Source organism: Streptomyces bohaiensis (assembly GCF_012033785.1).
Classification (GTDB): Bacteria; Actinomycetota; Actinomycetes; order Streptomycetales; family Streptomycetaceae; genus Streptomyces; species Streptomyces bohaiensis.
In genome coordinates this window covers 47,484-73,039 of the sequence record NZ_JAAVJC010000001.1, presented here as the reverse complement: position 1 = coordinate 73,039, position 25,556 = coordinate 47,484, and the positions used below count along the sequence as shown (strand labels likewise).

Sequence of the window (25,556 nt, the reverse complement as noted above, 5' to 3'; positions counted from 1 at the left end):
CCAGGCCGCGGAGGTGCCCGGTGAGCGCAGAGACAGTCAGCAGCAGCCACGTACGCGAGCGGGTCCACCGCCGGGACGGCGGCCGACTCCGCCGCCTGGGTCGCGCGGCCATGTTCGGTCCGTCACGGGACGGCCTCCCCGACGCCATCGAACACCTCGCCCGCGCGCACCGCCGCCACCATCCGGGCGCCTCGCTGGACGCGCTGCGCCGCGCCTACGACGTGGCGGAGCAGGCGCACCGCGGACAGATGCGCAAGAGCGGCGACCCGTACATCACCCATCCCGTCGCCGTCACCCTCATCCTCGCCCAGTTGGGCGCCGGGACGACCACCCTGGTGGCGTCGCTGCTGCACGACACCGTCGAGGACACCGACGTGACCCTGGAGCAGGTCCGCCGTGACTTCGGCGAGGAGGTCGGTCACCTGGTCGACGGCGTGACCAAGCTGGAGAAGGTCGACTACGGGGCCGCGGCGGAGTCCGAGACCTTCCGCAAGATGCTGGTCGCGGCCGGCAGCGACGTCCGGGTGCTGTCGATCAAACTCGCCGACCGCGTCCACAACATGCGCACCCTCGGCGTGATGCGGCCCGAGAAGCAGAAGCGGATCGCGCTCGTCACCCGCGATGTGCTGATCATGCTGGCCGAACGGCTGGGCGTCCAGGCGGTCAAGACCGAACTGGAGGACCTCGTCTTCGCCATCCTCCACCCCGAGGAGCACGCCCGCGCCGCGCGCCTGGTCCAGGAGCACGGTCGTATGCCCGACCCGCTCCAGCCCGTCGCCGCGGCGGTGTCGGAGACGCTCCGGGAGGCCGGCATCGAGGCGACGGTGCGGGTGAGGCCCCGCCATCTGCTCTCCGTCCACCGCGCCTCGGTGCGACGCGGAGGCCTCGGCCCGTGCGACTTCGGGCGGCTGCTGATCGTCGTCGACGAGGACGCCGACTGCTATGCCGCCCTCGGCGAGCTGCACACCTGTTTCAGCCCCGTCGTCTCCGAGTTCAAGGACTTCGTGGCCGCCCCGAAGTTCAACCTCTACCAGTCGCTCCACACGGCGGTGGCCGACCGTGAGGGCCGCGTGGCGGAGGTGCTCGTCCGGTCGCGCCGGATGCACCGGGTCGCGGAGGCGGGGGTGATCGCTCTGGGCGACCCCCACCGGACGGTGGCCGAGCAGCCCGGCCCCGCCGGCGACGACGCCGAACGGGCCGACCCCACCCGGCCGGGATGGCTCTCCCGCCTTCTGGAGTGGCAGGCCCAGGCCCCGGACCCCGACACGTTCTGGGCGGAGCTCCGCGACGACCTGCGCCGCACGCGCGAGATCACGGTCTTCGCCGAGCAACCCGGTCTCGGGGCGCTCCAGCTGCCCTCCGGCGCCGGCTGTGTGGACGCCGCGTACGCCCGCCACGGCGAGGACGCCCACCGCTGTGTGGGCGCGCGGGTCAACGGCCGGCTGGTGACCCTCGGCACCGTGCTCCGCGACGGCGACACCGTCCGGCTGCTGCTGGCCCCGGAGGGCGCCTCCGAGCCGTCCGGCGACTGGTTGGACTCCGCCGTCACTCCCGCAGCCCGGATCGCGATCCGCCGCGAGCTCGCCGCCCGCCGGGAGCGGACCCGGCAGGCGGTGTCGCCCGGTGCGGCCGTCGGCGGCCTGCCCGCGGGACGCCCGCAGGGCCCGCCGGCGGCCCGCCGGCCCCGGCCCGAGCACGCCGTGGAGATCCGCGACGGACACGGGGGCACGCCGCGCCTCGCCCGCTGCTGCACGCCGATCCCGCCGGACACGGTGACGGGGTTCGTCGTCCGCGGCGGGACGGTGGCCGTCCACCGGGCCGACTGCCCCGTCGCCGCCGGCATGGCGGAAGGGGGACGCCCCGCCGTCGCGGTGGCGTGGCGGTCGTCCAGCTCCGGCTGTCGCGTCACGCTCCGCGCGGAGGCCCTCGGACGGCCCCGGCTGCTGGCCGACCTCACCGACGCCCTCGCCGACGAGGGGGCCGCCGTGGTGCACGCCGACGTGGAGCCGCCCCGGCAGCACCGGGTGCGCCACACCTACACGCTGGTCCTGCCCGATGCCACCGGGCTGCCGCGGCTCATGCGGGCGATGCGCGGGGTACCGGGCGTCTACGACGTCTCGCGGCCCCTGCCCGCGGGGGCGGGCCGCGCCTGAACCGGCCGCCCCGCCGGGGGAGGCGGCGGGTGGTGCGCCCGGTGTCGCATCCGGTGACCCAGGGTGGCGGCACCGCCGCCGTGCGGCGGGGCTGCGGCCGACCGGCCCGCGACGCCCGCGGGGCGTCGCCGGACGCGACAGCCCCGTCCGCCACGGGGGAAACCGGGTGACGACCGATCGGCGCCGTGCCACCATGGAGGACCAGGGCCGACGAGGGAATCCCACCGACCGGCCACGCGTTGTCACTGGGACACGCCCCTGACCGTCGGCCCGACCGGGCCGCGGCGGCGTGGCTCGATCGGACGAAAGGACCCCGTTGACCTTCTCTTCAGTCCCTCAGGAGAACCAGCCCCGCACCACGGACCGCCGGGCCGACGCCCTGATGGAGGAGGACGTCTCCTGGAGCGCGCTGGACGCCGAGCGTGACGGCGACCAGTTCGACCGCGAGGAGCGCGCCGCGCTGCGCCGCGTCGCGGGACTCTCCACCGAGCTGGAGGACGTCACCGAGGTCGAGTACCGGCAGCTCCGGCTGGAGCGCGTCGTCCTCGTCGGCGTGTGGACCTCCGGCACCGCGGCGGACGCGGACAACTCCCTCGCCGAGCTCGCGGCGCTCGCCGAGACCGCAGGCGCGATGGTCCTCGCGGGCGTCACCCAGCGACGCGACAAGCCGGACGCCGCCACCTACATCGGGTCCGGCAAGGCGCAGGAACTCCGCGACATCGTGGCGGAGCACGCGGCCGACACCGTCGTCTGCGACGGTGAGCTGAGCCCCGGCCAGCTCATCCACCTGGAGGACGTCGTCAAGGTCAAGGTGGTGGACCGCACCGCCCTGATCCTCGACATCTTCGCGCAGCACGCCAAGTCCCGTGAGGGCAAGGCGCAGGTGGCGCTCGCGCAGATGCAGTACATGATGCCGCGGCTCCGCGGCTGGGGTCAGTCGCTCTCCCGGCAGATGGGCGGCGGCGGCTCCGGTTCGTCCGGCGGCGGCATGGCGACCCGCGGTCCCGGTGAGACCAAGATCGAGACCGATCGGCGCCGCATCCGCGAGAAGATGGCGAAGCTCCGCCGGGAGATCGCCGAGATGAAGACCGGCCGCGACGTGAAGCGGCAGGAACGCCGCCGGAACAAGGTGCCCTCGGTGGCCATCGCCGGGTACACCAACGCGGGGAAGTCCTCGCTGCTCAACCGGCTCACCGGCGCCGGGGTGCTCGTGGAGAACGCCCTGTTCGCCACGTTGGACCCGACCGTCCGCCGCGCCGAGACACCCAGCGGCCGCCAGTACACGCTGGCCGACACCGTCGGGTTCGTCCGCCACCTGCCCCACCATCTGGTCGAGGCGTTCCGCTCCACGATGGAGGAGGTCGGTGACGCCGACCTCATCCTGCACGTCGTGGACGGCTCCCACCCCGTGCCGGAGGAGCAGCTCGCCGCGGTACGGGAGGTCATCCGGGACGTCGGCGCCCAGTCGGTGCCGGAGATCGTCGTCATCAACAAGGCGGACGCCGCAGACCCGCTCGTCCTCCAGCGACTGGTCCGCGCCGAGCGCCGCTCCATGGTGGTCTCCGCCCACAGCGGCGAGGGCATCGAGGAACTGCTCGCCCGGATCGACGACGAACTGCCCCGGCCCGCGGTCGAACTGGACCTCGTGGTGCCCTACACCTCGGGCGCCCTGGTCTCCCGCGCCCACACCGAGGGCGAGGTGCTCGGGGAGGAGCACACCACGGAGGGCACCCGCCTGCGGGCGAGGGTCCACGAGGAGCTGGCGGCGGAGCTCCGCTCCGCGGCGGGCGTCGTCGTCTGACGGGACCCTTCACCCGGTGGGGGCGCGCCGTGGTCCACACGGCACGCCCCCACCGGTGTGTGCGACCACCGGCGCTCGGACGCGGCGTCACCGGCCGCGGAGTGACCGCGGTCACGGCCGCCCGGCCGCGGGCTTGCGTAGGCTGGTGGGGACGCCGAGGCGGGGCTCGGCACGGCGGACGACGACGGTCCTCCGCCGCCCCGACGCCGCGCCGGGGCCGTCAACAAGTGGTCGGCACGTGCCCCGCGGGATGCGGCGAACTCCGTTCGCGCTCCCGCCCGCGAGGCGACGGAACGCCCCTGACCCGCACGAGCAGGCAGGGAGCCCAGCAGTAGGAGTAGGTCGATGGTGCGCACGATGTTCAAGTCCAAGATCCACCGGGCGACGGTGACCCACGCGGATCTCCACTACGTGGGGTCGGTGACGGTGGACGCCGATCTGATGGACGCGGCGGACCTGCTGCCCGGTGAGCTCGTCCACATCGTCGACATCGACAACGGCAGCCGCCTGGAGACCTACGTGATCGAGGGCGAGCGCGGGAGCGGGGTCATCGGTATCAACGGCGCCGCCGCGCACCTGGTCGAGCCGGGCCACCTCGTGATCCTCATCAGCTACGCACAGGTCGAGGACGCGGAAGCGCGGCGGCTGCGCCCGCGCGTGGTGCACGTCGACGGCAGCAACAAGGTGGTCGAACTGGGCGCCGACCCCTCCGCCCCGACGGAGGGCACCGAGCGCAGCCCGCTGTCCGTCGCACGCGTCTGACGCTCCCCGGGACGGCGCCCGGCGCCGCTTCCCGCGAACGGCAGGGGCCCGCGACCACCACTCGACCGAGTGGCACGTCGCGGGCCCTTGTCGTCGAGGTGCGCCCTGCGCACCGGGTTCCCGGCGTCAGCCCCGGCGGACGACGTCGAAGACCTCCTCGGCCGAGGCGTCCAGCCGCGGCCCGGCCAGCCAGGTGCTCGTCACCGGGCCGATGGAGTTGACGGAGACCAGCCGCGGCTCGCCGCCGTCCGCCGTCAGCCACGGGCCGCCGGAGGAGCCGGCCGTCATGGTGCAGCCCAGTACGTACATCACCGGCTCGACGGCATCCAGCGACAGCCGCGTCGGGTCGCCGGTGCAGCTGTGCATGACCTCGCCGTCGAAGGGCTCGGACTGCGGGTACCCGTAGTTCTGCAGGGTGCCCAGGCCGGCGACGGCCGGGGCGTCGAAGTCGATCTCGTAGGCGACGCCGGTCTGCTCCTCCAGGGAGCTGCCGTCGCCCTCCTCCTGCTCGACGCGCATCACGGCGAAGTCCTGGTGGGCGCCGTTGCCGCCGTCCATGGTGCCGTTCTCGATCCAGTAGTTGGTGGTCGCCACGTCGGCGGCCCACCACAGACCGAACGGCGCGACCTCCTCGAACGGGTTCTCCGCGGGCTGGTCGACGAAGTCCTGGCCGCCGTCGTTGTAGGCGGGCACGAACATCACCTGCCGGAACCAGCCGCCCTCGACGCCGGCGTGGACGCAGTGCCCGGCCGTGGCCACCAGGTTGGACGCGCCCGGGTTGTCCGGGTCCTGCACGACCGCCGCCGAGCAGACGCCGGTGCCCTCGGGGGTCTCGAAGAACAGCTTCCCGACGCCGGGGTTGTTCTGGCTGTACGGCGTCGCGGCACGGTCGGCCTGGTACGGCGCGGGGAACGGGTCGGTGACGCCGCGGTCGTCCGCGGGGTCACCGGTCTCGGGGGCGGACTCCTCCTCCTCGATGTCGTCCTCGTCCACCGAGTTCTCCTGGCCGCCCGCCTCCTCCATGCGCTCGCGGTCCCAGAAGTCCTCGATGATGATGCCGATGTACTCGCCGGCCTCGCGCAGCCAGTTCTCGGAGTCCCAGTCGGCCCAGGCCCCGTCCTTCCACTGCTCGACGTCCACCTCGATCGGCAGCCGGTCGAGCAGCTCCCCGAGGCGGTCGCCGCCCCCGGGCCGCTCGCCGGCCGCGTCCTCGGTGGGGTTCTTGCCCTGGTCGCCCGAGTCGTCGCCCGGCCCACACGCCGTGGCGGTCAGCGCGAGCACGGTCACCGCGGCGATCGCGGCCCCGGCCGCCCGGCGGCGCCCCGGTCCCCTGCGAATCGATGACATGAGCCAACTCCCCCTGAGGTGTACGTGTGTGCGGGCCTGGCGACGGGCGGCAGGTCCAGCGGCTGTGGGATGCCCCCACTATGCCGGTCTCCCAGGGGACGGCCGCAGCCGGGTCCCCGGTTCCCGTTTCCCGCTGCCACGTCCGGAGAAGAACTTCGCCGAGGGCCGTGTTCGGACGCCGGGAGCGTCGTTTGCCCGGCTGAACCGTCCCCCGCCGGGTACGGGCCAGTTGCGTCCGCGCACACGCCACCAGTCGATGAAGGAGGGAGGCGCGGACTGCCCCGCCGACCCCCGCCCCGGGCCGGCGCGGCGGCCGTGCCGCACACCCATGAACCTACGCCCCGAGCCGGGACCCACCCCGCAGGCCTTCCCCGACGCCCCGGCCCCCTCCGGCGTCGTCCCCACGGCGGAAACGGCCGCCACCACCGCGCCGCCCACCGCGGGCCGCGGCCCGGTCGCCCCCGCCCCGACGGCACCCCCCGCGACCGATCCGGCCGGGCCCGACCCGCTGGAGCACCCCGAGCCGGACCGGGTCGCCGACAGCGCGGCGACCGAGAACCTCCTGCGCTGCTGGGTCCGCGAGACGGGCCTCACCCCCGACCCACCCCCGGCCCACGCGCCGGGGGTCGGGGGCGGTGCCGCGCGCCTGACCGTGCCGCTCCCGGCCAGCGGCACCACCCTGACCGTGGCCGTCCGCTACTGGTCGCCCACCGGGCACCACCGGTTCGGACCGCCCGTCCTGACCGGCGCACCCGCCGGTGCCGCGCCCGTGGACGCCGTCACCCTCGCGGCGCTGCTGGTGCGCGAGGGCACCGACCACGCCGGCGGACGCCCTCCGGCGGTCGTCCACACCGAACTCCTCGCCCGGGTCGCCGACTCCACCCGCCGGGTGGGCGAGTTCCTCGCCGCCCGCCGCGCCGACCCGCAGCCCCCGCCGGGCACGGTGCCCTTCCTCGACGGTGAACAGAGTCTGCTGCTCGGCCACCCGCTGCACCCCACGCCCAAGAGCCGCGAGGGGCTCACCGGTCACGAGGCCGCCGACAGCTCACCGGAGCTGCGCGGCACGCTGACCCTCCACTGGTTCGCGGTGCACCGCTCCGTGTACGCCGGGGACAGCGCGCTGACGGCCCCGGCCGGCACCGCCATCGGGCCCGGCGAACTCCTCGCCCACGCCGCCGGTGTCGACCTGCCGCTCCCGCCCGACACCCTGCCGTTGGCGCTCCACCCCTGGCAGGCCCGCGACGTGGTGCGCCGCCCGGAGACGGCCCGCCTGCTGCACGCAGGGCTGCTCCACGACCTCGGCCCGCTCGGCGCGCCCTGGTCACCGACCTCCTCGGTGCGCACCGTCCACCGGGAGGAGGCCGCCGTGATGCTCAAGCTCTCCCTCGGGCTCCGCATCACCAACTCCCGCCGGGAGAACCTCCGCAAGGAACTGCACCGGGGCGTCGAGGTCCACCGGCTGCTGGAGACGGGGCTCGGCGCCCGCTGGCACGCCGCGCAGCCCGCGGGCCCGGGGTTCGACGTGCTGCGCGACCCGGCGTGGGCAGCGGTCGACGACACGGACGGCAACCCGGTTCCCGGCCTCGACCTCGTCATCCGGGACAACCCGTTCGGCCCCGCCACCGACGCGCAGTGCGTCGCCGCGCTGACCGCCCCCCGGCCGTGGAGCGACACCGAGCCCGGTCGGCTGACCTCCCGGTTGGCGCGCCTCGTGGCCGACCGCGCCGCCGCGACCGGCCGGTCGCGCACCGAGGTGGCCGTGGAGTGGTTCGGCCGGTACCTGGAGACCGTGGTCCGGCCCGCGCTGTGGCTCGACGCCGTCGGGGGCATCGCCCTGGAAGCGCACCAGCAGAACACCGTGGTGCGGCTCGACGCCGACGGCCTGCCCGACGGCGGCTGGTACCGCGACAACCAGGGCTACTACTTCCGCGAGAGCCACCGGCGGGCGCTTTCCGGTCAACTCCTCGGCATCGGTGCGCTGTCGGACACCTTCGTCCCCGACGAGGTGGCGGACGAACGATTCCTCTACTACCTGGGCATCAACAACGTCCTCGGGCTGGTCGGCGCCTTCGGCAGCCAGGGCATCGCCCCGGAGCGACCGCTCCTCGACACGCTGCGCGACTTCCTGACCGACCCCGCCCGCGGCGACGGGAGCACCTCGGCGTCGGGGTTCGCCGCCGCGCTGGGCAGTCGGCAGGTGCTGCGGTGCAAGGCCAACCTGCTGACCCGGCTCCATGGCATGGACGAGCTGGACGGCCCGGTCGACGGCCAGTCGGTGTACGTCTCCCTGCCCAACCCGGTGGTGGCCCGGTGAGCGCTCCGGCCCCGGCGGGCGGCCCCGGAGCGGTACCGCCGCACGGTTCGGCGCCCGACCGCGCCGAGGACGACACACTGGAACTTCCCCCCACCGCGGACCGGCCGCCCGGGCTGCCCCTGCCGGCTCCGGAGCGGGCAGGCGCGGAACTGCTGGACGCCGTGCACCAGTGGGGCCCGGTCGCCACCCCGCTGGGGGGCTTCCGCCTCGTCCCCGTCGACCCCGACCGCGACCTGGGCCTCCTCACCCGGTGGATGAACGACCCGGTCACGGCGGAGTTCTGGCAGCTCGACGGACCGGCGGAGCGCACCGCGGAGCACCTGCACGCGCAGCTGGCGGGCGACGGCCGCAGTGTTCCCTGCCTGGGCACGCTCGACGACCGCCCGATGAGCTACTGGGAGATCTACCGCGCGGACCTGGACCCGCTGGCACGCCACTACCCCGCCCGGCCGCACGACACCGGCATCCACCTGCTGCTGGGCTCCCCGGAGGACCGCGGCCGCGGCACCGGTACCGCCCTGCTGCGGGCGGTCGCCGGACTGGTGCTGCGGAACCGTCCGCGGTGCGGGCGTCTCATCGCGGAGCCCGACATGCGGAATGTCCGCTCGATCGCCGCGTTCCACCGCGCCGGATTCCGTACTCTCCAGGAGAGCCGACTCCCCGACAAACGAGCAGCGATCGTGGTGCGGGACCGCGACCACTGACTCCCTCGACCCTCCCGACCTCGCGCACCGCGCCCCGCCGCCGGCTCCCCGGCGACGGGGCGCCGCGGACGCGTCGCCACCGGCCGCCCGACGCCATCGCCCACCTCCCCCAAGGAGCGCCCGTGCCCCCCGATCCCGTCCCCGCAGCCACCGCAGCCACCGCAGCCACGGAGCCCGCCGCCCCCGCCGCACCGCCGGCCGCCGCCGCCGCGGCCTCCTGGCAGGCCGCATCCCGTCGGCTCTTCGCCAAGATGCTGGGCGAGCTCTCCTACGAGGAGGTCCTCACCCCCGTGGCCCTGGGCGGGGACCGGTACGAACTGCAGGTCCCCGACGGGGGCCCCGCCTACCGGTTCCGCGCCCGCCGCGGCGCCTACGGCCACTGGTCGGTCGACCCGGGGTCCGTCACCGGCGACGCCGACCCGCTCGCTTTCGTCGCCCGCACCCACGACTCCCTCCTCGACCTGACCGGCGACACCACCGGCCACCTCATCCGCGAACTGACGGCGACCCTCAGCGCCGACGCCGCGATGGCCGCCGACGCCACCACCGTCGCGGACCTCGCCGACCTGGGCTACGGGGAGTTGGAGGGCCATCAGAGCGGCCACCCCTGGCTCGTCGCCAACAAGGGACGCGTCGGCTTCTCCGCCGACGACGCGGCGCAGTGGGCACCCGAGTCGCGCCGCGCACACCGGCTGCCCTGGCTGGCGGTCCACCGGGACCTCGCCACCTACCGCGGCGTCACCGCGCTGGCGGACCCCGCCCGCCTCTACGCCGACGAACTGCCAAAGGAGACTCGGGCGCTCTTCGCCGACACCGTGCGCGCCGCGGGCGCGGAGCCGGACGACTACCTCTGGCTGCCGGTCCACCCCTGGCAGTGGGACAACACGATCGCCCCGCTCTTCGCCGGACAGATAGCCGAGGGGCTGCTGATCCCCCTCCCCAGCGACGGCGTCCGCCGCCTGGCACAGCAGTCCATCCGGACGTTCGTCAACGCCGACCGTCCCACCGGGCGCAGCGTCAAGTTGCCGCTGTCGATCCTCAACACCCTCGTCTGGCGCGGACTGCCCACCGAGCGCACCCTCGCGGCACCCGCAGTCACCGCGTGGATGCACCGGCTCCGCGACGAGGACCCCTTCCTCGCGGAGGAGACCCGTCCGGTCCTGCTCGGCGAGACCGCGTCCGTCGCCGTCCGGCACCCGCTGTACGACGCGCTCCCCGGCGTCCCCTACCAGTACCGCGAGCTGCTCGGCGCCATCTGGCGCGAACCCGTCGCGCAGTACCTGGAGCCGGGGGAGCGGGCCCGGACGCTGGCGTCGCTGCTCTCGACCGATGTCCACGGCGCCTCCCTCACGGCCGAACTCGTCCGCCGCTCCGGGCTGAGCGCCGCGGAGTGGCTCGCCCGGTTGCAGGCCGCACTGCTCCCGCCGCTGCTGCACTTCCTCTACCGCTACGGCACCGTGTTCTCCCCGCACGGCGAGAACACCATCGTCGTCTTCGACTCCGACGACATCCCCGTGCGGCTGGCGGTGAAGGACTTCGTCGACGACGTCAACATCAGCGCCGAGGCGCTGCCCGAACTCGCCCACATGCCCGACGACGTCCGCGAGGTCCTGCTGACCGAACCGCCCGGCTTCCTCACCCAGTTCATCCACTCCGGGCTGTTCGTCGGTGTCTACCGCTACCTCGCTCCGCTGTGCGAGGAGCATCTCGGGGTGCGCGAGGACGACTTCTGGGCGCAGGTGCGTGCGGAGATCCTCCGCTACCAGCAGCGGTTCCCCGAACTCAAGGACCGCTACGACACGTTCGACATGCTCACCGCACGGATCGACCGCCTCTGCCTCAACCGCAACCGGCTGCATCTCGACGGCTACCGCGACCGGTCCGCACGCCCTCACGCCGCGGTCCACGGCACCGTGCCCAACCCGCTGCACGGCTGAGCGGAGCAGGCGGGGCCGAGCGCGGCGACGGACGGCGGGGGAGTGTCGGCGGCAGCGGTTAGGGTGGCTGCCCTATGAGCGCACCATCGGGCGATCCCAGCCTCTCCGACCTGCTGAACGCCGCCGTCGGCGCCGTCGGCGGCACCGAACGGCCCGGCCAGACCGCGATGGCCGGCGCCGTCGCGGAGGCCATCGCGGACGGCACCCATCTGCTGGCCCAGGCCGGCACCGGCACCGGGAAGTCGCTCGGCTACCTGGTGCCGGCGCTGGCGCAGGGCGAGCGCGTGGTCGTCGCCACGGCGACGCTGGCGCTCCAGCGCCAGCTGGTCGAGCGGGACCTGCCCCGGCTGACCGACGCGCTGCACCCGCTGCTGCGCCGCCGTCCCGAGTTCGCGACGCTCAAGGGGCGCTCCAACTACCTTTGCCTGCACCGGCTGCACGAGGGCGTCCCCTCCGACGACGAGGACGCCCTCTTCGACCCGTTGGAGGCGGCGGCCGAGGCGGGGTCGGGGCCGTCCAGCAAGCTCGGCAAGGACCTGCTCCGCATGCGCGACTGGGCCGACGAGACCGAGACCGGCGACCGCGACGCCCTCACCCCCGGCGTCTCCGACCGGGCGTGGTCGCAGGTCTCCGTCTCCTCCCGCGAATGCCTGGGTGCCACGCGGTGCGCGTACGGGCAGGAATGCTTCGCCGAGGCGGCGCGCGAGCGCGCCAAGCTCAGCGACGTCATCGTCACCAACCACGCGCTGCTCGCGATCGACGCCCTGGAGGGGGCGCCGGTGCTTCCGGAGCACGAGGTCCTCATCGTGGACGAGGCGCACGAACTGGTCTCCCGCGTGACCGGGGTCGCCACCGGTGAACTCTCCCCGGGCGGGGTCTCCCGCGCGGTGCGACGGTCGTCGAAACTGATCGACGAGAAGGCCGCCGACCAGCTCGTGGTGGCGGGTGAGGAGTTCGAACGCGTCATGGAGCTGGCCCTTCCCGGCCGGCTGGAGGAGATCCCGGAGGAGTTGGCCCACGCGCTCGCCCTGCTGCGGGACGCGGCGCGCGCCGCCGTCACCGAGCTCGGGGGGTCGCGCGACGCCTCGACCTCGGACGAGGACGCCGTGCGCCGCCAGGCCCGCGCCTCCATCGAGACCGTGCACGACGTCGCGGAGCGGGTCCTCGCAGGCTCCGAGTACGACGTCGTCTGGTACGAGCGCCACGACCGGTACGGGGCCTCGCTCCGGGTCGCACCGCTCAACGTCTCGCAGCAGCTGGGGGAGAAGCTCTTCGCCGAGCGGTCGGTGGTCCTGACCTCGGCGACGCTGAAGCTCGGCGGCGACTTCCACGGTGTCGCCGCTTCCGTGGGACTGCGCCGGGAGGCGATCCTGCCGGAGAGCGGCGGGGCGGACTCGGGTCCGCCGCCCGCCGCGGAGCCCCCCGAGAGCTGCGCGGAGGCCGCGGAGCTGCCGCGATGGCGCGGCCTGGACGTCGGCTCCCCGTTCGACTACCGCAAGCAGGGCATCCTCTACGTTGCCCGCACGCTCTCGCCCCCCGGGCGGGAGGGCGACCGCGGCGACATGCTGGACGAACTTGCCGGGCTCATCGAGGCGGCCGGTGGCCGCACCCTGGGTCTGTTCTCGTCGATGCGCGGGGCGCGCGCGGCCGCCGAGGCGATGCGCGGTCGGCTCGACGTTCCCGTGCTGCTGCAGGGTGAGGACACCCTGGGTGAGCTGATCCGCGCCTTCGCGGACGACGAGGCGACCTGTCTCTTCGGCACGCTCTCGCTCTGGCAGGGCGTCGACGTACCGGGACCGGCCTGCCAGTTGGTGGTGATGGACCGGGTGCCGTTCCCCCGCCCGGACGACCCGTTGATGAGCGCGCGCCAGCGCGCGGTGGAGAAGGCGGGCGGCAACGGCTTCATGGCGGTGGCCGCCACACACGCGGCACTGCTGATGGCGCAGGGGGCGGGCAGGCTGGTGCGGGCCACGGGGGACCGCGGTGTCGTCGCCGTCCTTGACCCGCGGGTGGCGACAGCTCGCTACGGGAGCTTCCTGCGTGCCTCGATGCCGGACTTCTGGTTCACCGCGGACGGTGCCGTCGTGCGCCGCTCGTTGGCGGCCATCAACACCTCGGCCGACGCGGGAGGCTGACGCGGGCGCCCCGGGGGTGAACGGGGCGGTGGGCGTGTCGTACGGCGCCCCCGTCCTGCCGACGCCTGCGACGGGACGCCTGTGACGGGACGCGTGCGGGCGCCGGGCCGTGGGGCCCGGGCGCGCCCGCCCATGACGTCCCTCAGATGCGGCGCATGACCGCGACGACCTTGCCGAGGATCGTGGCGTCGCCGCCCGGGATCGGCTGGTAGGCGGAGTTGTGGGGGAGCAGCCAGATCTGGCCGTCCTCGCGCTTGAACCGCTTGACGGTTGCCTCGCCGTCGAGCATCGCGGCGACGATGTCGCCGTTTTCCGCAACCGGCTGCCTGCGGACAGTGACCCAGTCGCCGTCGCAGATGGCCGCCTCGATCATGGAGTCGCCCACGACCTTGAGGACGAAGAGCTCCCCGTCGCCGACGAGCTGACGCGGCAGCGGGAAGACGTCCTCGACCGACTCCTCCGCGAGGATCGGGCCGCCGGCGGCGATCCGGCCGACGAGGGGGACGTAGGAGGCGGCAGGCTTGCCGCCCGCGTCGGCCGGCTGCGGCGTCGGTGTCTCCGCGCCGCGCACCTCGTAGGCGCGCGGCCGGTGCGGGTCGCGCCGCAGGAACCCCTTACGTTCCAGGGCCATCAGCTGATGGGCGACGGAGGAGGTGGAGGAGAGCCCGACCGCCTGACCGATCTCGCGCATCGACGGGGGGTACCCGCGGCGCTGGACGGAGTCGCGGATGACCTCGATCACGCGGCGCTGGCGGTCGGTGAGACCGGAGCTGTCGGCCCGGATGCCGGGAGGTCGCCCGGGCATCGAACGTGTCGCGGGCGGGTCGCCCGCGTGTGCGCCGCCGCTGCGTGCCAGCGGAGCCGTGATCGTGTCTTCTGCTGCGGTGGTCATCTCGCCCCTCTCGACTGGTACTCCCTGGCCAGACAACGGTAGTTGCTATCGAAAGGTTGCGCCAAACACACGTTCGAGTGATATTTCATTGATCTGCTCATTTGATCATGCCGGTCGGTGTATTGGTGCTGATCCGGCGCGCCCGGGCGAGGCCCGCGCCGCCGTCGGGGCCCCCTCCTCTATGCTCGGCACGGCGCCCGCTGCCCCGGTCCGGTGCTCTCTGTGCTCATTCGGTGGCTCGACCCAAGATCTAGTGGTCGATCGGGGAGGTGTCACCCACAATTAGTGGTCCCCGGGGTTCGGTGCCCCGGTCGATCGCCTATGCTGGGAGCGAGCGCGGCGGCCCCGCGGCCGACACGGGTCGGCACCGGAACGGCCGCTCCGAACCGAGGAGGCCGGACCCATGCACTGTCCCTTCTGCCGGCACAGCGACAGCCGGGTCGTGGACAGCCGCACGGCCGACGACGGCACCACCATCCGCCGCCGCCGGCAGTGCCCGCACTGCTCCCGGCGCTTCACGACCCTGGAGACCGCCGCACTGATGGTGATCAAGCGCAGCGGGGTCACCGAGCCCTTCAGCCGCGACAAGGTCATCGCCGGCGTGCGCAAGGCGTGCCAGGGCCGACCCGTCACCGAGGACGCCCTCGCGCTGCTCGGGCAGCGCGTGGAGGAGGCGCTGCGGGCCACCGGGAGTGCCGAGCTCTCCGCTCACGACGTCGGCCTGGCGATACTGGGCCCGCTGCGGGAGCTCGACCTGGTGGCCTACCTGCGCTTCGCCTCCGTCTACCGCGCGTTCGACACGCTGGAGGACTTCGAGGCGGCGGTCGCGGAACTGCGTTCCTCCCGGGCCGAGGCGCCCGGGGGCGAGGCGCGCGACGCCGAGGAGTGCGAGGCGCGCTCCGGCGGGGCCGGCTGAGCCGGCGCCCACCACCCGGCACACCACACAACGGCGCCCCGGCCCCGCGGCTGCGGCGCGCTGACAGAACAGAGCGGTGCCCCGCCCGTCCCACGCGGCGCACGGGGCACATCGGGGCGTTCCACGCCCGATTGGGAGGCGGCATGACAGAGACGACGAGCGGTCCGGCACGGGGATCCCGTACCAAGGGCGGCAAGAAGGCCAAGCCGGGCAAGGGCCTGCGGATCGAACGCGTCCACACCACCCCCGGCGTGCACCCCTACGACGAGGTCACCTGGCAGCGCCGGGACGTCGTGATGACCAACTGGCGCGACGGCAGCGTCAACTTCGAGCAGCGCGGGGTGGAGTTCCCCGACTTCTGGTCGGTCAACGCGGTCAACATCGTCACCAGCAAGTACTTCCGCGGCGCCGTCGGCACCCCGCAGCGGGAGACCAGCCTGCGGCAGCTGATCGACCGCGTCGTCACCACCTACCGCGCGGCGGGCGAGCAGCACGGCTACTTCGCGAGCGCGGAGGACGCCGAGGTCTTCGAGCACGAGCTCGCGTACGCCGTGCTCCACCAGATCTTCGCGTTCAACTCGCCGGTCTGGTTCAACGTCGGCACCCGTCAGCCCCAGCAGGTCAGTGCCTGCTTCATCCTCTCGGTCGACGACTCCATGGAGTCGATCCTCGACTGGTACAAGGAGGAGGGGATGATCTTCAAGGGGGGGTCGGGCGCCGGGCTGAACCTCTCCCGCATCCGCTCCTCGCGGGAACTCCTCTCCTCCGGCGGGAACGCCTCCGGTCCGGTCTCCTTCATGCGCGGCGCCGACGCCTCCGCCGGGACGATCAAGTCCGGCGGCGCCACCCGGCGTGCCGCGAAGATGGTCGTCCTCGACGTCGACCACCCCGACATCGAGGCCTTCATCGACACCAAGGTGAAGGAGGAGGAGAAGATCCGCGCCCTGCGCGACGCCGGGTTCGACATGGACCTCGGCGGCGACGACATCACCTCCGTGCAGTACCAGAACGCCAACAACTCCGTCCGCGTCAACGACACCTTCATGCGCGCCGCCCGCGACGGCGGTCGTTTCGGCCTCCGCGCCCGGATGACGGGCGAGGTCATCGAGGAGGTGGACGCCCGCGGGCTGCTGCGCCGCATGGCGGAGGCCGCCCACGTCTGCGCCGACCCCGGGATCCAGTACGACGACACCATCAACCGGTGGCACACCTGCCCGGAATCGGGCCGCATCAGCGCGTCCAACCCGTGCAGCGAGTACATGCACCTGGACGACACCTCCTGCAACCTGGCGTCGATCAACCTCCTCAAGTTCCTCCGCGACGACGACGAGGGCAACCAGTCCTTCGACGCCGAACGGTTCGCGCGGGTCACCGAGCTGATCATCACCGCGATGGACATCTCCATCTGCTTCGCCGACTTCCCGACGGAGAAGATCGCCGAGAACACCCGTGCCTTCCGCCAGCTGGGCATCGGCTACGCCAACCTCGGCGCCCTGCTGATGGCCACCGGGCACGCGTACGACTCCGACGGCGGCCGGGCACTGGCCGGCTCCATCACCTCGCTGATGACCGGCACCGCCTACCGGCGTTCGGCCGAGCTCGCCGGGGTCGTCGGCCCCTACGACGGGTACGACCGCAACAGCGAGGCGCACCGCCGCGTCATGGCCCAGCACGCCGACGCCAACGGCACCGCGCCGCGCGGTGACGACCTCGACACCCCGGTCTGGGCCGCCGCCACCGAGGCATGGGCGGACGTGCTGCGGCTCGGCGAGGAGCACGGGTTCCGCAACGCGCAGGCCAGCGTGCTGGCGCCCACCGGAACGATCGGCCTGATGATGGACTGCGACACCACGGGGGTCGAGCCGGACCTCGCGCTGGTGAAGTTCAAGAAGCTGGTCGGCGGCGGCTCGATGCAGATCGTCAACAACACCGTGCCGAAGGCCCTGAAGCGGCTGGGATACCAGGACGAGCAGGTCGAGGCGATCGTCGCCCACATCGCCGACCACGGCAACGTGGTCGACGCGCCCGGTCTCAAGCCGGAGCACTACGAGGTGTTCGACTGTGCGATGGGCGAGCGCTCCATCTCGCCGATGGGGCACGTGCGGATGATGGCGGCCGCGCAGCCGTTCCTCTCCGGGGCCATCTCCAAGACCGTCAACATGCCGGCCTCCTCGACCGTCGACGACGTGGAGGAGATCTACGTCAAGGGCTGGGAGCTGGGCGTCAAGGCGCTGGCCGTCTACGTGGAGAACAGCAAGGTCGGTCAGCCGCTGTCCGCGAAGCAGAAGGACGGCGCGAAGGCCGACGGCGATGCGACCGCAGCGGCGCCCGCACCGGAGAAGGTCATCGAGTACCGGCCGATCCGGCGCCGGCTGCCGAAGGGACGCCCGGGGATCACGACCTCCTTCACGGTCGGCGGCGCCGAGGGGTACATGACGGCCAACTCCTACCCGGACGACGGGCTGGGCGAGGTCTTCCTGAAGATGTCCAAGCAGGGCTCGACGCTCGCCGGGATGATGGACGCCTTCTCCATCGCGGTCTCCGTCGGTCTGCAGTACGGGGTGCCGCTGGAGACCTACGTCTCCAAGTTCACCAACATGCGCTTCGAGCCGGCCGGTATGACCGACGACCCCGACGTGCGGATGGCCCAGTCGATCGTCGACTACATCTTCCGCCGCCTCGCGCTGGACTTCCTGCCGTTCGAGACGCGTTCAGCGCTCGGGATCCACTCGGCGGAGGAGCGCCAGCGCCACCTCGACACCGGTTCGTACGAGCCGGGCGTGGAGGAGGTCGACGTGGAGTCGCTGTCCCAGTCCGCGCCGACGGCGCCCGGCCGGCCGAGCGCCGCGGCTCGAAAGGCGGCGGAGCCCGCTCCCGCGCCGCAGGCGGCACACAACTCGACGGAGCTGGCGGAGATCCAGCTCGGGCTGAGCGCCGACGCTCCGCTGTGCTTCTCCTGCGGGACGAAGATGCGGCGCGCGGGGAGCTGCTACCTCTGCGAGGGCTGCGGGTCCACCAGCGGCTGCAGCTGACCGGCGCGGCTCACCGCCGTGGCGGTCGCGCCCCTCGGGGCCCGGCTGCCACGGCGGTTCGCCGTCCCACGACACCGTGCTGCTCCTCCTGCGGCCGGGCCCGCACGGTGCCGGCGGGCTCCGGACGGCCCGTACCGGCGGGGTGCCGGCGGTCATAGGATGGCGCGGTGCTGGTCAGATGGATGAGATGCGCGGTGGTCGACCGGGACCGCTTCGAGCGCGGTCAGCGCAGGTGGGCCTCTCTGCCCGGTGAGCCCGGATTCCGCAGCCAGGGCGGCGGCTGGGGTCGAGGCGCCCCGGACACCGCGCACCTCTTCGGGTTCTGGGAGAGCCGTGCGCTCTACGACTCGTTCATGGCGCGCTCCCACGACCGGCTCGCGGCCTCGCAGGGCGGAAGCTTCCGGGACGCCGAGGTCCGGCTCTTCGAGTACCGCTTCGACGTGAAACTGGGCTTCGAGCCGCGGTTCGACGACGCCGACGTGCTGCGGGTCGCCCACTGCCTCGTGCGCGAGGACCGCGGCGAGCACTTCGCGCACATGCAGGCGAAGGTGTGGAACCCGGCGATGGCGGGGTCGCCCGGCATGCTCCGCGGAGCCTTCGCCGGCGCCGAGCGGGTGCGGGAGTTCCTCGTGCTCTCCATGTGGGACAGTGCCGCCGAACGGGCCAAGTACCGCCGCGACCGCATCGAACGGCTGGCCTCGCGCGCCGGTACCTGTGCCGATGTCGAGGGGATAGCGGGGGACGTCATCGACGTCGAGCCCCGGTGGACGGTCTGAACCGCCCGGCCTGCCCGGACCGCGCCGCCGTTCCCGTTGCTCCCGGGACGGCTCACCGCCCACCCGCCCGCCCGGGCGGGCGGAGCCGTGACCCGCGCGTAGGGTGGGGACGCCATGCCATACGAACCGCCCACGCACACGGTCGAACGATCCCTGCGCGCCACCACCGGCGCCCGCACGGTCGCGGGGGTGGACGAGGTCGGCCGCGGAGCCTGGGCCGGCCCGGTCACCGTCTGCGCCGCCGTCACCGGCCTGCGCCGACCGCCCGAGGGGCTGACCGACTCCAAGCTCCTCACCGTCAACCGGCGCACCGCCCTTGCGGCGGAACTGGCCGACTGGGTGACCGCGTTCGGACTCGGCCATGCCTCGCCGCAGGAGATCGACACCCTCGGGATGACGGCCGCGCTCCGTCTCGCGGCGGTTCGCGCCCTGGAGGCGCTGCCGCAGCGGCCCGACGCCGTGATTCTCGACGGCAAGCACGACTATCTCGGCCGGCCCTGGCAGGTGCGGACGGTGATCAAGGGAGACCAGTCCTGCGTGTCGGTCGCGGCCGCGTCGGTGATCGCCAAGGTCCACCGCGACGCGCACCTCGCGGAGTTGGGCGCCCGGCACCCGGAGTTCGGCTTCGAGGGCAACGCCGGGTACCCGGCGCCGATCCACCGGCAGGCGCTGGAGGAGCACGGCCCGACCGAGCACCACCGCATGAGTTGGGCCTACCTCGACGCGCTGCCGCGCTGGCGCCACCTCCGTCTGCCGGCGCCGCGCGGCGCCGCTGCGCGCACGCCGGAGCCGGCGGGCGACGACGGCGGGCAGCTCGGCTTCTTCTGACCGCGCTCCGCCGGCGACGGCGCGCCCCGTGCGCCGCGCCGTTCCCGCCGGGCGAGACGCCTGACCGAGCGGCGGGCCCGGTCAGTTCTGGGCGGCCAGCACCAGCGGCAGGACCGCCGTCGCGCCCGCCCGCAGCAGAAGGCGTCCCGCGACGGCGAGGGTCCAGCCGGTGTCGGTGAAGTCGTCCACCAGCAGGACGGGCCCGGCCGTCTCCGCCAACGCCTTGGCGAGGCCGGGGCCGACGGTCAGCGAGTCGTGCAGACCGCGCAGCCGCTGCGCGCTGTTGCTCCGGGGGCCGGGCCGCTGGCCGGCCTCCACCGCCCCGAGCAGCGGCAACCGTCCGACCTCGGCGATGCGGGCACCGAGCGACCCCACCAACCGCGGCCGGGTGTGCGAGGCGACGGTGACGACGCCGACCGGGCGGGCCACCGCCCCCTCTCCCGCGGCCCAGCCGCCGGGCCCCCGCGCCCAGTCGGTGAGTACGGTGACCACGGCGCGGGCCACGTCGTCCGGGACCTCCTGGTCCGGCGCCTGCGGCGCCAGCAAGGGCCGCAGACGGTTGCCCCAGCCGATGTCGGAGAGCCGGCCGAGGGCCCGTCCGGGCGCGGTCTGCTCACCGGCCGGGATCTTGCCCTTGAGCTCCAGTCCGACCGCGCCCAGTCCCGTCGGCCACATCTTGCGGGGCTCGACGGTGACTCCGGGACGTCCGAGGTCCTGGCGTGCGGCGTCGAGCGCCTGGTCCGAGACGTCGGCGGAGAAGCCGTGCCCGCTGCACCGGTCGCAGCGGCCGCACGGTCCCGCGCCTGTGTCGTCCAGCTGGCACCGGAGGAACTCCATCCGGCAGCCCTCGGTCGCGGCGTAGTCGCGCATGGCCTGCTGCTCGGCCTTCCGCTGCCGGGCCACCCACGCGTAGCGCTCGTGGTCGTACTCCCACGGCTCACCGGTCGACTCCCACCCGCCGCGGACGCGTCGGACCGCGCCGTCGACGTCCAGCACCTTGAGCATCATCTCCAGTCGGTTCCGCCGCAGGTCGACCAGGGGCTCCAGGGCGGGCAGCGACAGCGGACGACCCGCCTCCGCCAGCACGGCGAGCGTGCGACGGACCTGCTCCTCGGAGGGGAAGGCCAGCGAGGCGAAGTAGCTCCAGATGGCCTCGTCCTCCCGGCCGGGCAGCAGCAGCACCTCCGCGTGCGCCACCCCGCGACCGGCGCGGCCGATCTGCTGGTAGTACGCGATCGGCGAGGAGGGGGACCCGAGGTGCACCACGAACCCCAGGTCGGGCTTGTCGAACCCCATGCCGAGCGCGGAGGTCGCCACCAGTGCCTTGACCCGGTTGGCCAGCAGGTCCGCCTCCGCCGCCTCGCGGTCGGCGTTCTCGGTGCGGCCGGTGTAGGACAGCACGGTGTGCCCGCGCTCCCGCAGGTAGGAGGTGACCTCCTCGGCCGCGGCGACGGTCAGCGCGTAGACGATCCCGGACCCGGGGAGCTCCGCGAGGTGGTTGTCCAGCCACGCCAGCCGATGTGCGGCATCGGGAAGCCCGAGCACCGACAGCCGCAGGCTCTCCCGGTCCAGGGTGCCCCGCAGCACCAGCGCGCTGCCCGCCTCGTGGGTGCCCAGCTGCTCGGCGATGTCGGCGGTCACCCGGGCGTTGGCGGTCGCGGTGGTCGCGAGGACCGGCACGCCGGTGGGCAGCTCGCGCAGCATGGTGCGCAGCCGCCGGTAGTCGGGGCGGAAGTCGTGCCCCCAGTCGGAGATGCAGTGCGCCTCGTCCACCACGAGCAGGCCGGTGGCGGCCGTCAGGCTGGGCAGGACGTTGTCGCGGAAGTCCGGGTTGTTCAGTCGCTCCGGGCTGACCAGCAGGACGTCGACCAGGCCCTCGGTGACTTCCTGCTGGATCGCGCCCCACTCCTCGGGGTTGGCGGAGTTGATCGTCCGCGCGGTGATGCCGGCCTGGCGGGCGGCGGCGATCTGGTTGCGCATGAGGGCCAGCAGCGGGGAGACGATCACGGTCGGCCCGCCGCCGCGGGCGCGCAGCAGTGAGGTCGCCACGAAGTAGACCGCCGACTTGCCCCACCCGGTGCGCTGCACCACCAGGGCGCGACGCCGATCGGCGACGAGCGCCTCGACGGCTCGCCACTGGTCCTCGCGGAGCGCGGCTCCCTCCGCGCCCACCAGGCGGGCGAGGACTGCGTCGGCGGCCTCGCGCAGCTCTCCGGAGGGCGGGGCGGCGGCGTGGTCTGGCTGGGGAGCGTCCATGGGTCCCATGCAAGCCGATCCACCCGGTGGAACGCCAACCGACCCTGTGGACGACGCGGCATCTCATCACACCGGTACGACCATCGACGCCCCCTGTGGACAACGCTCGGCACCCCGGCGGGGCGAACGGGCACGGTGGCGGCATGCATCGCAACGAGGCCACCGAGCCCAGCTCCGCCGAGACCGAAGCCACCGTCGTCCACGGCCCCACCAGCGCCCTTTCCCGTACTTCCGGAACGTCCGACGACCCGCCCGGACCGCAGGCCGAGTCCGTGGCCGGCCCGGCCGACGACAGTCGCGTCACCCTGCGCGGCCCCGGCGAACTCGCCGACGCCCTGCCCTACCTCCTCGGGTACTACCCGGACGACTCGATCGTGCTCGTCGCGCTCCACGGGACGCGGTACCGCGTGGGCGGCCGGGTCCGGACCGCGCTGCCGCAGTCGCCCGAGACCTGGGAGGACACGGTGCGCGAGATGGTGACCTGCCTGTCGGAGGGGAGCGCCGCCCGCACCGGGCCGCCCGCCGCGATGGTGCTCTACCTCTGCCAGGAACCGCGCGGCGGCGAGACCCCGGCCGCGGTCATGGAACGCCTGCGCCCGCTCGCACAGCTCGTCCGGACCACCTGCGGCGGCCGCGACGTCCCCGTTCTGGAGGCGCTGTGCGTCAGCGGGGGGCGGTACTTCTCCTACTGCTGCCCGCAGGGGGCCTGCTGCCCGCCCGACGGCTCCCCGCTGCGGGAGGGCGCGACCCCGACGATCGCGGCCGCGGCGGCGTACGCGGGCGTCCGGGTGCAGGGCTCACTGAAGGAGTTGCAGCGCCGCGTCCTGCCCCTGGGAGAGCCGGTGGCCGGCCGGCAGCTGCACGCCTTCGACGTGACCGCCCGCGCCCTCGTCCCGCGCATGCTCGGACGCGGCGGCTCGGCGGAGTCGGTGCGCGTCGAGACCCTCGCAGCCGCGGAGCGGGTACTGGCCCGCTACCGCCGCGGCGGCCTCCCGGAGGCGGATCAGGGCGCCGCCGACGCCCGGGACGACTCCCTGCTCACCTCCCACGAGGCCGCCGCGCTCGTGCTCGGCCTGCAGGACCGGGTCACCCGGGACCGCGCCGCCCAGTGGATGGAGGGGGACCGCGGTCGGGAGGCGGCGCGGCTCTGGCGTGCGCTGGCACGCCGCTGCGTGGGCGCGTTCGAAGGCCACGCACCCTCCCCACTGGCCCTGGCCGGGTGGACGATGTGGTCCCTCGGGGAGGACGCCGCCGCCCGGGTCGCGATCGGCCGGGCGCTCGACCTCGACCCCGACTACACCTTCGCGCGACTCCTGCACCACGCGGTCAACGACGGCATGGACCCGGAGCCGCTGCGCCGCTGCATGCGGAACGGGGGAACCTCCGCGACGCCCTGACAGAGCCCGGCGGACAACTATGATCACCGCATGCCCTACGAGCCGTCAGACTATCCGCCGTTCGCTGTCACCGTGGATCTGGTCGTGCTCACCGTGCGGCGCCACGCGCTCTCCGCGCTGGTCGTCCGACGGGGCGAGGAGCCGTACCGGGGGTGGTGGGGACTGCCCGGGGGGTTCGTCCTCCGGGACGAGGACCTCTCCACGGCGGCGGCGAGGGAACTCGCCGAGGAGACGGGGCTGCAGGCGTACGGGCCGGGCAGCGGTGACGCCGGGGTCCACCTCGAACAGCTGGCGACCTACGGCGAGCCCGGCCGCGACCCGCGGATGCGGGTGGTCAGTGTCGCGCACCTCGTGCTCGCGCCGGACCTGCCGGCGCCCGTCGCGGGCGGCGACGCGGGTGGGGCCTCGTGGATGCGCGTCGACCAGTTGCTCGACGGGGACGCCGACGCGGTCAACGGCCGCACGGGCCGGGAGCCGCTCGCCTTCGACCACGACCGCATCCTCGCGGACGGCGTGGAACGGGCACGTGCCAAGCTCGAGTACAGCGCGCTGGCGGCCGCGTTCTGCGGACCCGAGTTCACCGTGGGGGAGCTGCGCCGCGTCTACGAGGCGGTCTGGGGCGTCGTGCTCGACCCTCGGAACTTCCACCGCAAGGTCACGGGGACCCCCGGCTTCCTCGTGCCCACCGGGGGCACCACCACGCGGCAGGGCGGCCGGCCGGCGCAGCTCTTCCGGGCCGGCGCCGCAACGGTCCTCAACCCCCCGATGCTGCGTCCGGAGGTCTGACGCACCGACCGCGGACGTCGAGGGGCGCGTCGGGCCGCGGCACCGGGTGCGTCCGGCACGTCCCCGTCCCGGCGCGGCGGGCGCGGTGCGGACGCGCGCCGCGTGGCCACGGCGTCCGGGCGCCCTCCCCCCGCCGCCTGCGGGAGCGCCGCAGGCCCGCTCGGGACGGCCCGCCGACCGGGACCGCCCTCGATCCGTCGATCGGCGACGGCAACTGCCGCTCACCACGCAATATTTGTCCGCTTTGCGGTAATTAGTCGTCAATTATACGGTCGGTGAACATCACCCTTTCGTGTGCTTTTCACCAAAGACCTCAAGCGAGTGCCGAGCACCGCCGACAAAGGATGCGTGACTACCCTTGCGCAGACCATGATGAACGCCGCTCGCCCCTCCGTCGCCGGTTCGGGTGAGTACGACCGCTACTCCTACGCCGAGTCCACCGGCTCCGCACGCACCACCAGCGCCCCCGTCTGGGACGGCACCGACTCGGACATGGGGCGGATGGGGCGGCGCGCGCCGGGGAACCGGGGGCGCGGACTGCACGGTCAGCTGGTCCAGCAGTTGGGGCAGATGATCGTCTCCGGTGACCTCGGTGCCGACCGTCCGCTGGTGCCCGAGGAGATCGGCCAGCGTTTCGAGGTCTCCCGCACCGTGGTCCGCGAGTCGCTGCGGGTGCTGGAGGCGAAGGGGCTGGTGAGTGCCCGGCCCAACGTCGGCACCAGGGTCCGCCCCGTGGCCGACTGGAACCTGCTCGACCCCGACATCATCGAGTGGCGTGCCTTCGGGCCGCAGCGGGAGGACCAGCGGCGCGAGCTCTGCGAACTCCGCTGGACGATCGAACCTCTCGCGGCCCGCCTGGCGGCCGGGCACAGCGACGAGGAGGTGCGGCAGCGCCTCGGCGACATGGTCGACATCATGAACCACGCCCTCGCCCAGGGGGACGGCCTCACCTTCTCCCGTGCGGACGCCGAGTTCCACACCCTGCTGCTGCAGGCCGCCGGCAACAAGATGCTCGAGCACCTCTCCGGCATCGTCGGCTCCGCCCTCCAGGTCTCCGGCGGCGGTCCTGCCGCCTGCGAGCACCCGACCGAGATCTCGGTCGGCCACCACCAGCGGATCGTGGACGCCGTCGGCGCCGCCGAGCCGGCCGCGGCGGAGCTCGCGGTCCGGCAGTTGCTGGCGCCGAGCCCCGAGGTGGCGTTCACGGGAGCGGGTCCCGAGCACGTGGTGCCCGCCCCGCGTGAGCACTGAGGCGCCGCCGGGGCGGCGGGTGGCCGGTCGCGGGACCGGTACCCGCCACACCTGCCGCCCGCCCGCTACAGTCGAAGGAGCGGTGTGACTCGGGACACGCGAAATGCGGCGTAACACTTCGGGGAGCAGCGCGATGACTCTTAGGTAGCTGCCGGGACGACCGGCGCCGGAGCCGCTCCGACGCCGCCGCCCGAGCCGCTCACCGAATCCGGTGGCCGTCCGGCCTGCCGGTCGCGGTGTCGCTCTCCCGGGCGGCGCCGAAGCCGTTC

17 protein-coding genes are annotated in these 25,556 nt (G+C 73.8%); 14 read left to right on the top strand and 3 right to left on the bottom strand.

Annotation, left to right across the window (positions count from 1 at the left end):
* Positions 1-20: 20 nt before the first annotated feature.
* The 3 genes from HCN52_RS00315 to panD all read left to right on the top strand — a co-directional run bounded on the left by HCN52_RS00315 (position 21) and on the right by panD (position 4,716).
* Positions 21-2,153 (top strand): RelA/SpoT family protein, encoded by a 2,133-nt coding sequence (locus tag HCN52_RS00315; RefSeq protein WP_376767066.1) that lies wholly within the window; start codon positions 21-23, stop codon positions 2,151-2,153.
* 316 nt (positions 2,154-2,469) lie between these two features.
* A complete protein-coding gene (hflX, locus tag HCN52_RS00310) occupies positions 2,470-3,954 on the top strand; it encodes a GTPase HflX (RefSeq protein ID WP_245174749.1) in 1,485 nt (494 codons plus the stop codon).
* A gap of 345 nt (positions 3,955-4,299) precedes the next feature.
* On the top strand, positions 4,300-4,716 hold the full coding sequence (panD, locus tag HCN52_RS00305; RefSeq protein ID WP_168086273.1) for an aspartate 1-decarboxylase: 417 nt from the start codon (positions 4,300-4,302) through the stop codon (positions 4,714-4,716).
* A gap of 126 nt (positions 4,717-4,842) precedes the next feature.
* On the opposite strand, the gene HCN52_RS00300 is transcribed toward panD, so the two are convergent.
* Positions 4,843-6,063: a trypsin-like serine peptidase gene (locus tag HCN52_RS00300; protein ID WP_168086272.1), complete on the bottom strand. Its 1,221-nt coding sequence runs from the start codon at positions 6,061-6,063 to the stop codon at positions 4,843-4,845.
* A 328-nt stretch (positions 6,064-6,391) separates the two neighbouring features.
* On the opposite strand from HCN52_RS00300, the gene HCN52_RS25040 reads away from it, so the two are divergent.
* The 4 genes from HCN52_RS25040 to HCN52_RS00280 all read left to right on the top strand — a co-directional run bounded on the left by HCN52_RS25040 (position 6,392) and on the right by HCN52_RS00280 (position 13,153).
* Entirely contained in the window at positions 6,392-8,377 is a 1,986-nt protein-coding gene (locus HCN52_RS25040; RefSeq protein ID WP_168086271.1) for an IucA/IucC family protein, read from the top strand.
* Positions 8,269-9,081 carry a GNAT family N-acetyltransferase gene (locus HCN52_RS25035; RefSeq protein ID WP_168086270.1) on the top strand — a complete coding sequence of 271 codons (813 nt, stop codon included), beginning with the start codon at positions 8,269-8,271 and terminating at the stop codon, positions 9,079-9,081. The genes HCN52_RS25040 and HCN52_RS25035 overlap by 109 nt, the downstream gene beginning before the upstream one ends.
* Positions 9,082-9,203: 122 nt before the next feature.
* Entirely contained in the window at positions 9,204-11,018 is a 1,815-nt protein-coding gene (locus tag HCN52_RS00285; RefSeq protein ID WP_312876461.1) for an IucA/IucC family protein, read from the top strand.
* Between the two features lie 74 nt (positions 11,019-11,092).
* Complete coding sequence (locus HCN52_RS00280) at positions 11,093-13,153, top strand: ATP-dependent DNA helicase (RefSeq protein WP_168086269.1); 2,061 nt, start codon at positions 11,093-11,095, stop codon at positions 13,151-13,153.
* A 142-nt stretch (positions 13,154-13,295) separates the two neighbouring features.
* On the opposite strand, the gene lexA is transcribed toward HCN52_RS00280, so the two are convergent.
* On the bottom strand, positions 13,296-13,958 hold the full coding sequence (gene lexA / locus HCN52_RS00275) for a transcriptional repressor LexA (protein ID WP_245245915.1): 663 nt from the start codon (positions 13,956-13,958) through the stop codon (positions 13,296-13,298).
* 490 nt (positions 13,959-14,448) lie between these two features.
* On the opposite strand from lexA, the gene nrdR reads away from it, so the two are divergent.
* The 4 genes from nrdR (at position 14,449) to rnhB (ending at position 19,597) form a co-directional block, all read left to right on the top strand.
* Positions 14,449-14,961 (top strand): transcriptional regulator NrdR, encoded by a 513-nt coding sequence (gene nrdR / locus HCN52_RS00270; protein ID WP_245174748.1) that lies wholly within the window; start codon positions 14,449-14,451, stop codon positions 14,959-14,961.
* Positions 14,962-15,104: 143 nt separating this feature from the next.
* A complete protein-coding gene (locus HCN52_RS00265) occupies positions 15,105-17,993 on the top strand; it encodes a vitamin B12-dependent ribonucleotide reductase (protein WP_168086267.1) in 2,889 nt (962 codons plus the stop codon).
* Between the two features lie 167 nt (positions 17,994-18,160).
* Positions 18,161-18,769: a YdbC family protein gene (locus tag HCN52_RS00260; RefSeq protein ID WP_168086266.1), complete on the top strand. Its 609-nt coding sequence runs from the start codon at positions 18,161-18,163 to the stop codon at positions 18,767-18,769.
* Positions 18,770-18,883: 114 nt separating this feature from the next.
* Positions 18,884-19,597 carry a ribonuclease HII gene (gene rnhB, locus HCN52_RS00255; protein ID WP_168086265.1) on the top strand — a complete coding sequence of 238 codons (714 nt, stop codon included), beginning with the start codon at positions 18,884-18,886 and terminating at the stop codon, positions 19,595-19,597.
* An 81-nt stretch (positions 19,598-19,678) separates the two neighbouring features.
* On the opposite strand, the gene HCN52_RS00250 is transcribed toward rnhB, so the two are convergent.
* Positions 19,679-21,853: a RecQ family ATP-dependent DNA helicase gene (locus HCN52_RS00250; RefSeq protein ID WP_168086264.1), complete on the bottom strand. Its 2,175-nt coding sequence runs from the start codon at positions 21,851-21,853 to the stop codon at positions 19,679-19,681.
* Positions 21,854-21,996: 143 nt separating this feature from the next.
* On the opposite strand from HCN52_RS00250, the gene HCN52_RS00245 reads away from it, so the two are divergent.
* The 3 genes from HCN52_RS00245 to HCN52_RS00235 all read left to right on the top strand — a co-directional run bounded on the left by HCN52_RS00245 (position 21,997) and on the right by HCN52_RS00235 (position 25,287).
* Positions 21,997-23,250 carry a DUF4192 domain-containing protein gene (locus tag HCN52_RS00245; protein WP_168086263.1) on the top strand — a complete coding sequence of 418 codons (1,254 nt, stop codon included), beginning with the start codon at positions 21,997-21,999 and terminating at the stop codon, positions 23,248-23,250.
* A 30-nt stretch (positions 23,251-23,280) separates the two neighbouring features.
* On the top strand, positions 23,281-24,036 hold the full coding sequence (locus tag HCN52_RS00240) for an NUDIX hydrolase (RefSeq protein ID WP_168086262.1): 756 nt from the start codon (positions 23,281-23,283) through the stop codon (positions 24,034-24,036).
* A gap of 294 nt (positions 24,037-24,330) precedes the next feature.
* Positions 24,331-25,287 (top strand): FadR/GntR family transcriptional regulator, encoded by a 957-nt coding sequence (locus HCN52_RS00235; protein ID WP_168086261.1) that lies wholly within the window; start codon positions 24,331-24,333, stop codon positions 25,285-25,287.
* The last annotated feature ends 269 nt before the right edge of the window (positions 25,288-25,556 follow it).

Excerpts from the sequence above, each read along its gene's own strand:
- HCN52_RS00280 (WP_168086269.1), top strand. The coding sequence starts at position 11,093 with ATGAGCGCACCATCGGGCGATCCCAGCCTCTCCGACCTGCTGAACGCC.
- HCN52_RS00265 (WP_168086267.1), top strand. The coding sequence starts at position 15,105 with ATGACAGAGACGACGAGCGGTCCGGCACGGGGATCCCGTACCAAGGGC.
- HCN52_RS00300 (WP_168086272.1), bottom strand. The coding sequence starts at position 6,063 with ATGTCATCGATTCGCAGGGGACCGGGGCGCCGCCGGGCGGCCGGGGCC.
- HCN52_RS00240 (WP_168086262.1), top strand. The coding sequence starts at position 23,281 with ATGCCCTACGAGCCGTCAGACTATCCGCCGTTCGCTGTCACCGTGGAT.
- rnhB (WP_168086265.1), top strand. The coding sequence starts at position 18,884 with ATGCCATACGAACCGCCCACGCACACGGTCGAACGATCCCTGCGCGCC.
- HCN52_RS00245 (WP_168086263.1), top strand. The coding sequence starts at position 21,997 with ATGCATCGCAACGAGGCCACCGAGCCCAGCTCCGCCGAGACCGAAGCC.
- HCN52_RS00250 (WP_168086264.1), bottom strand. The coding sequence starts at position 21,853 with ATGGACGCTCCCCAGCCAGACCACGCCGCCGCCCCGCCCTCCGGAGAG.
- lexA (WP_245245915.1), bottom strand. The coding sequence starts at position 13,958 with ATGCCCGGGCGACCTCCCGGCATCCGGGCCGACAGCTCCGGTCTCACC.
- HCN52_RS25040 (WP_168086271.1), top strand. The coding sequence starts at position 6,392 with ATGAACCTACGCCCCGAGCCGGGACCCACCCCGCAGGCCTTCCCCGAC.
- nrdR (WP_245174748.1), top strand. The coding sequence starts at position 14,449 with ATGCACTGTCCCTTCTGCCGGCACAGCGACAGCCGGGTCGTGGACAGC.
- panD (WP_168086273.1), top strand. The coding sequence starts at position 4,300 with ATGGTGCGCACGATGTTCAAGTCCAAGATCCACCGGGCGACGGTGACC.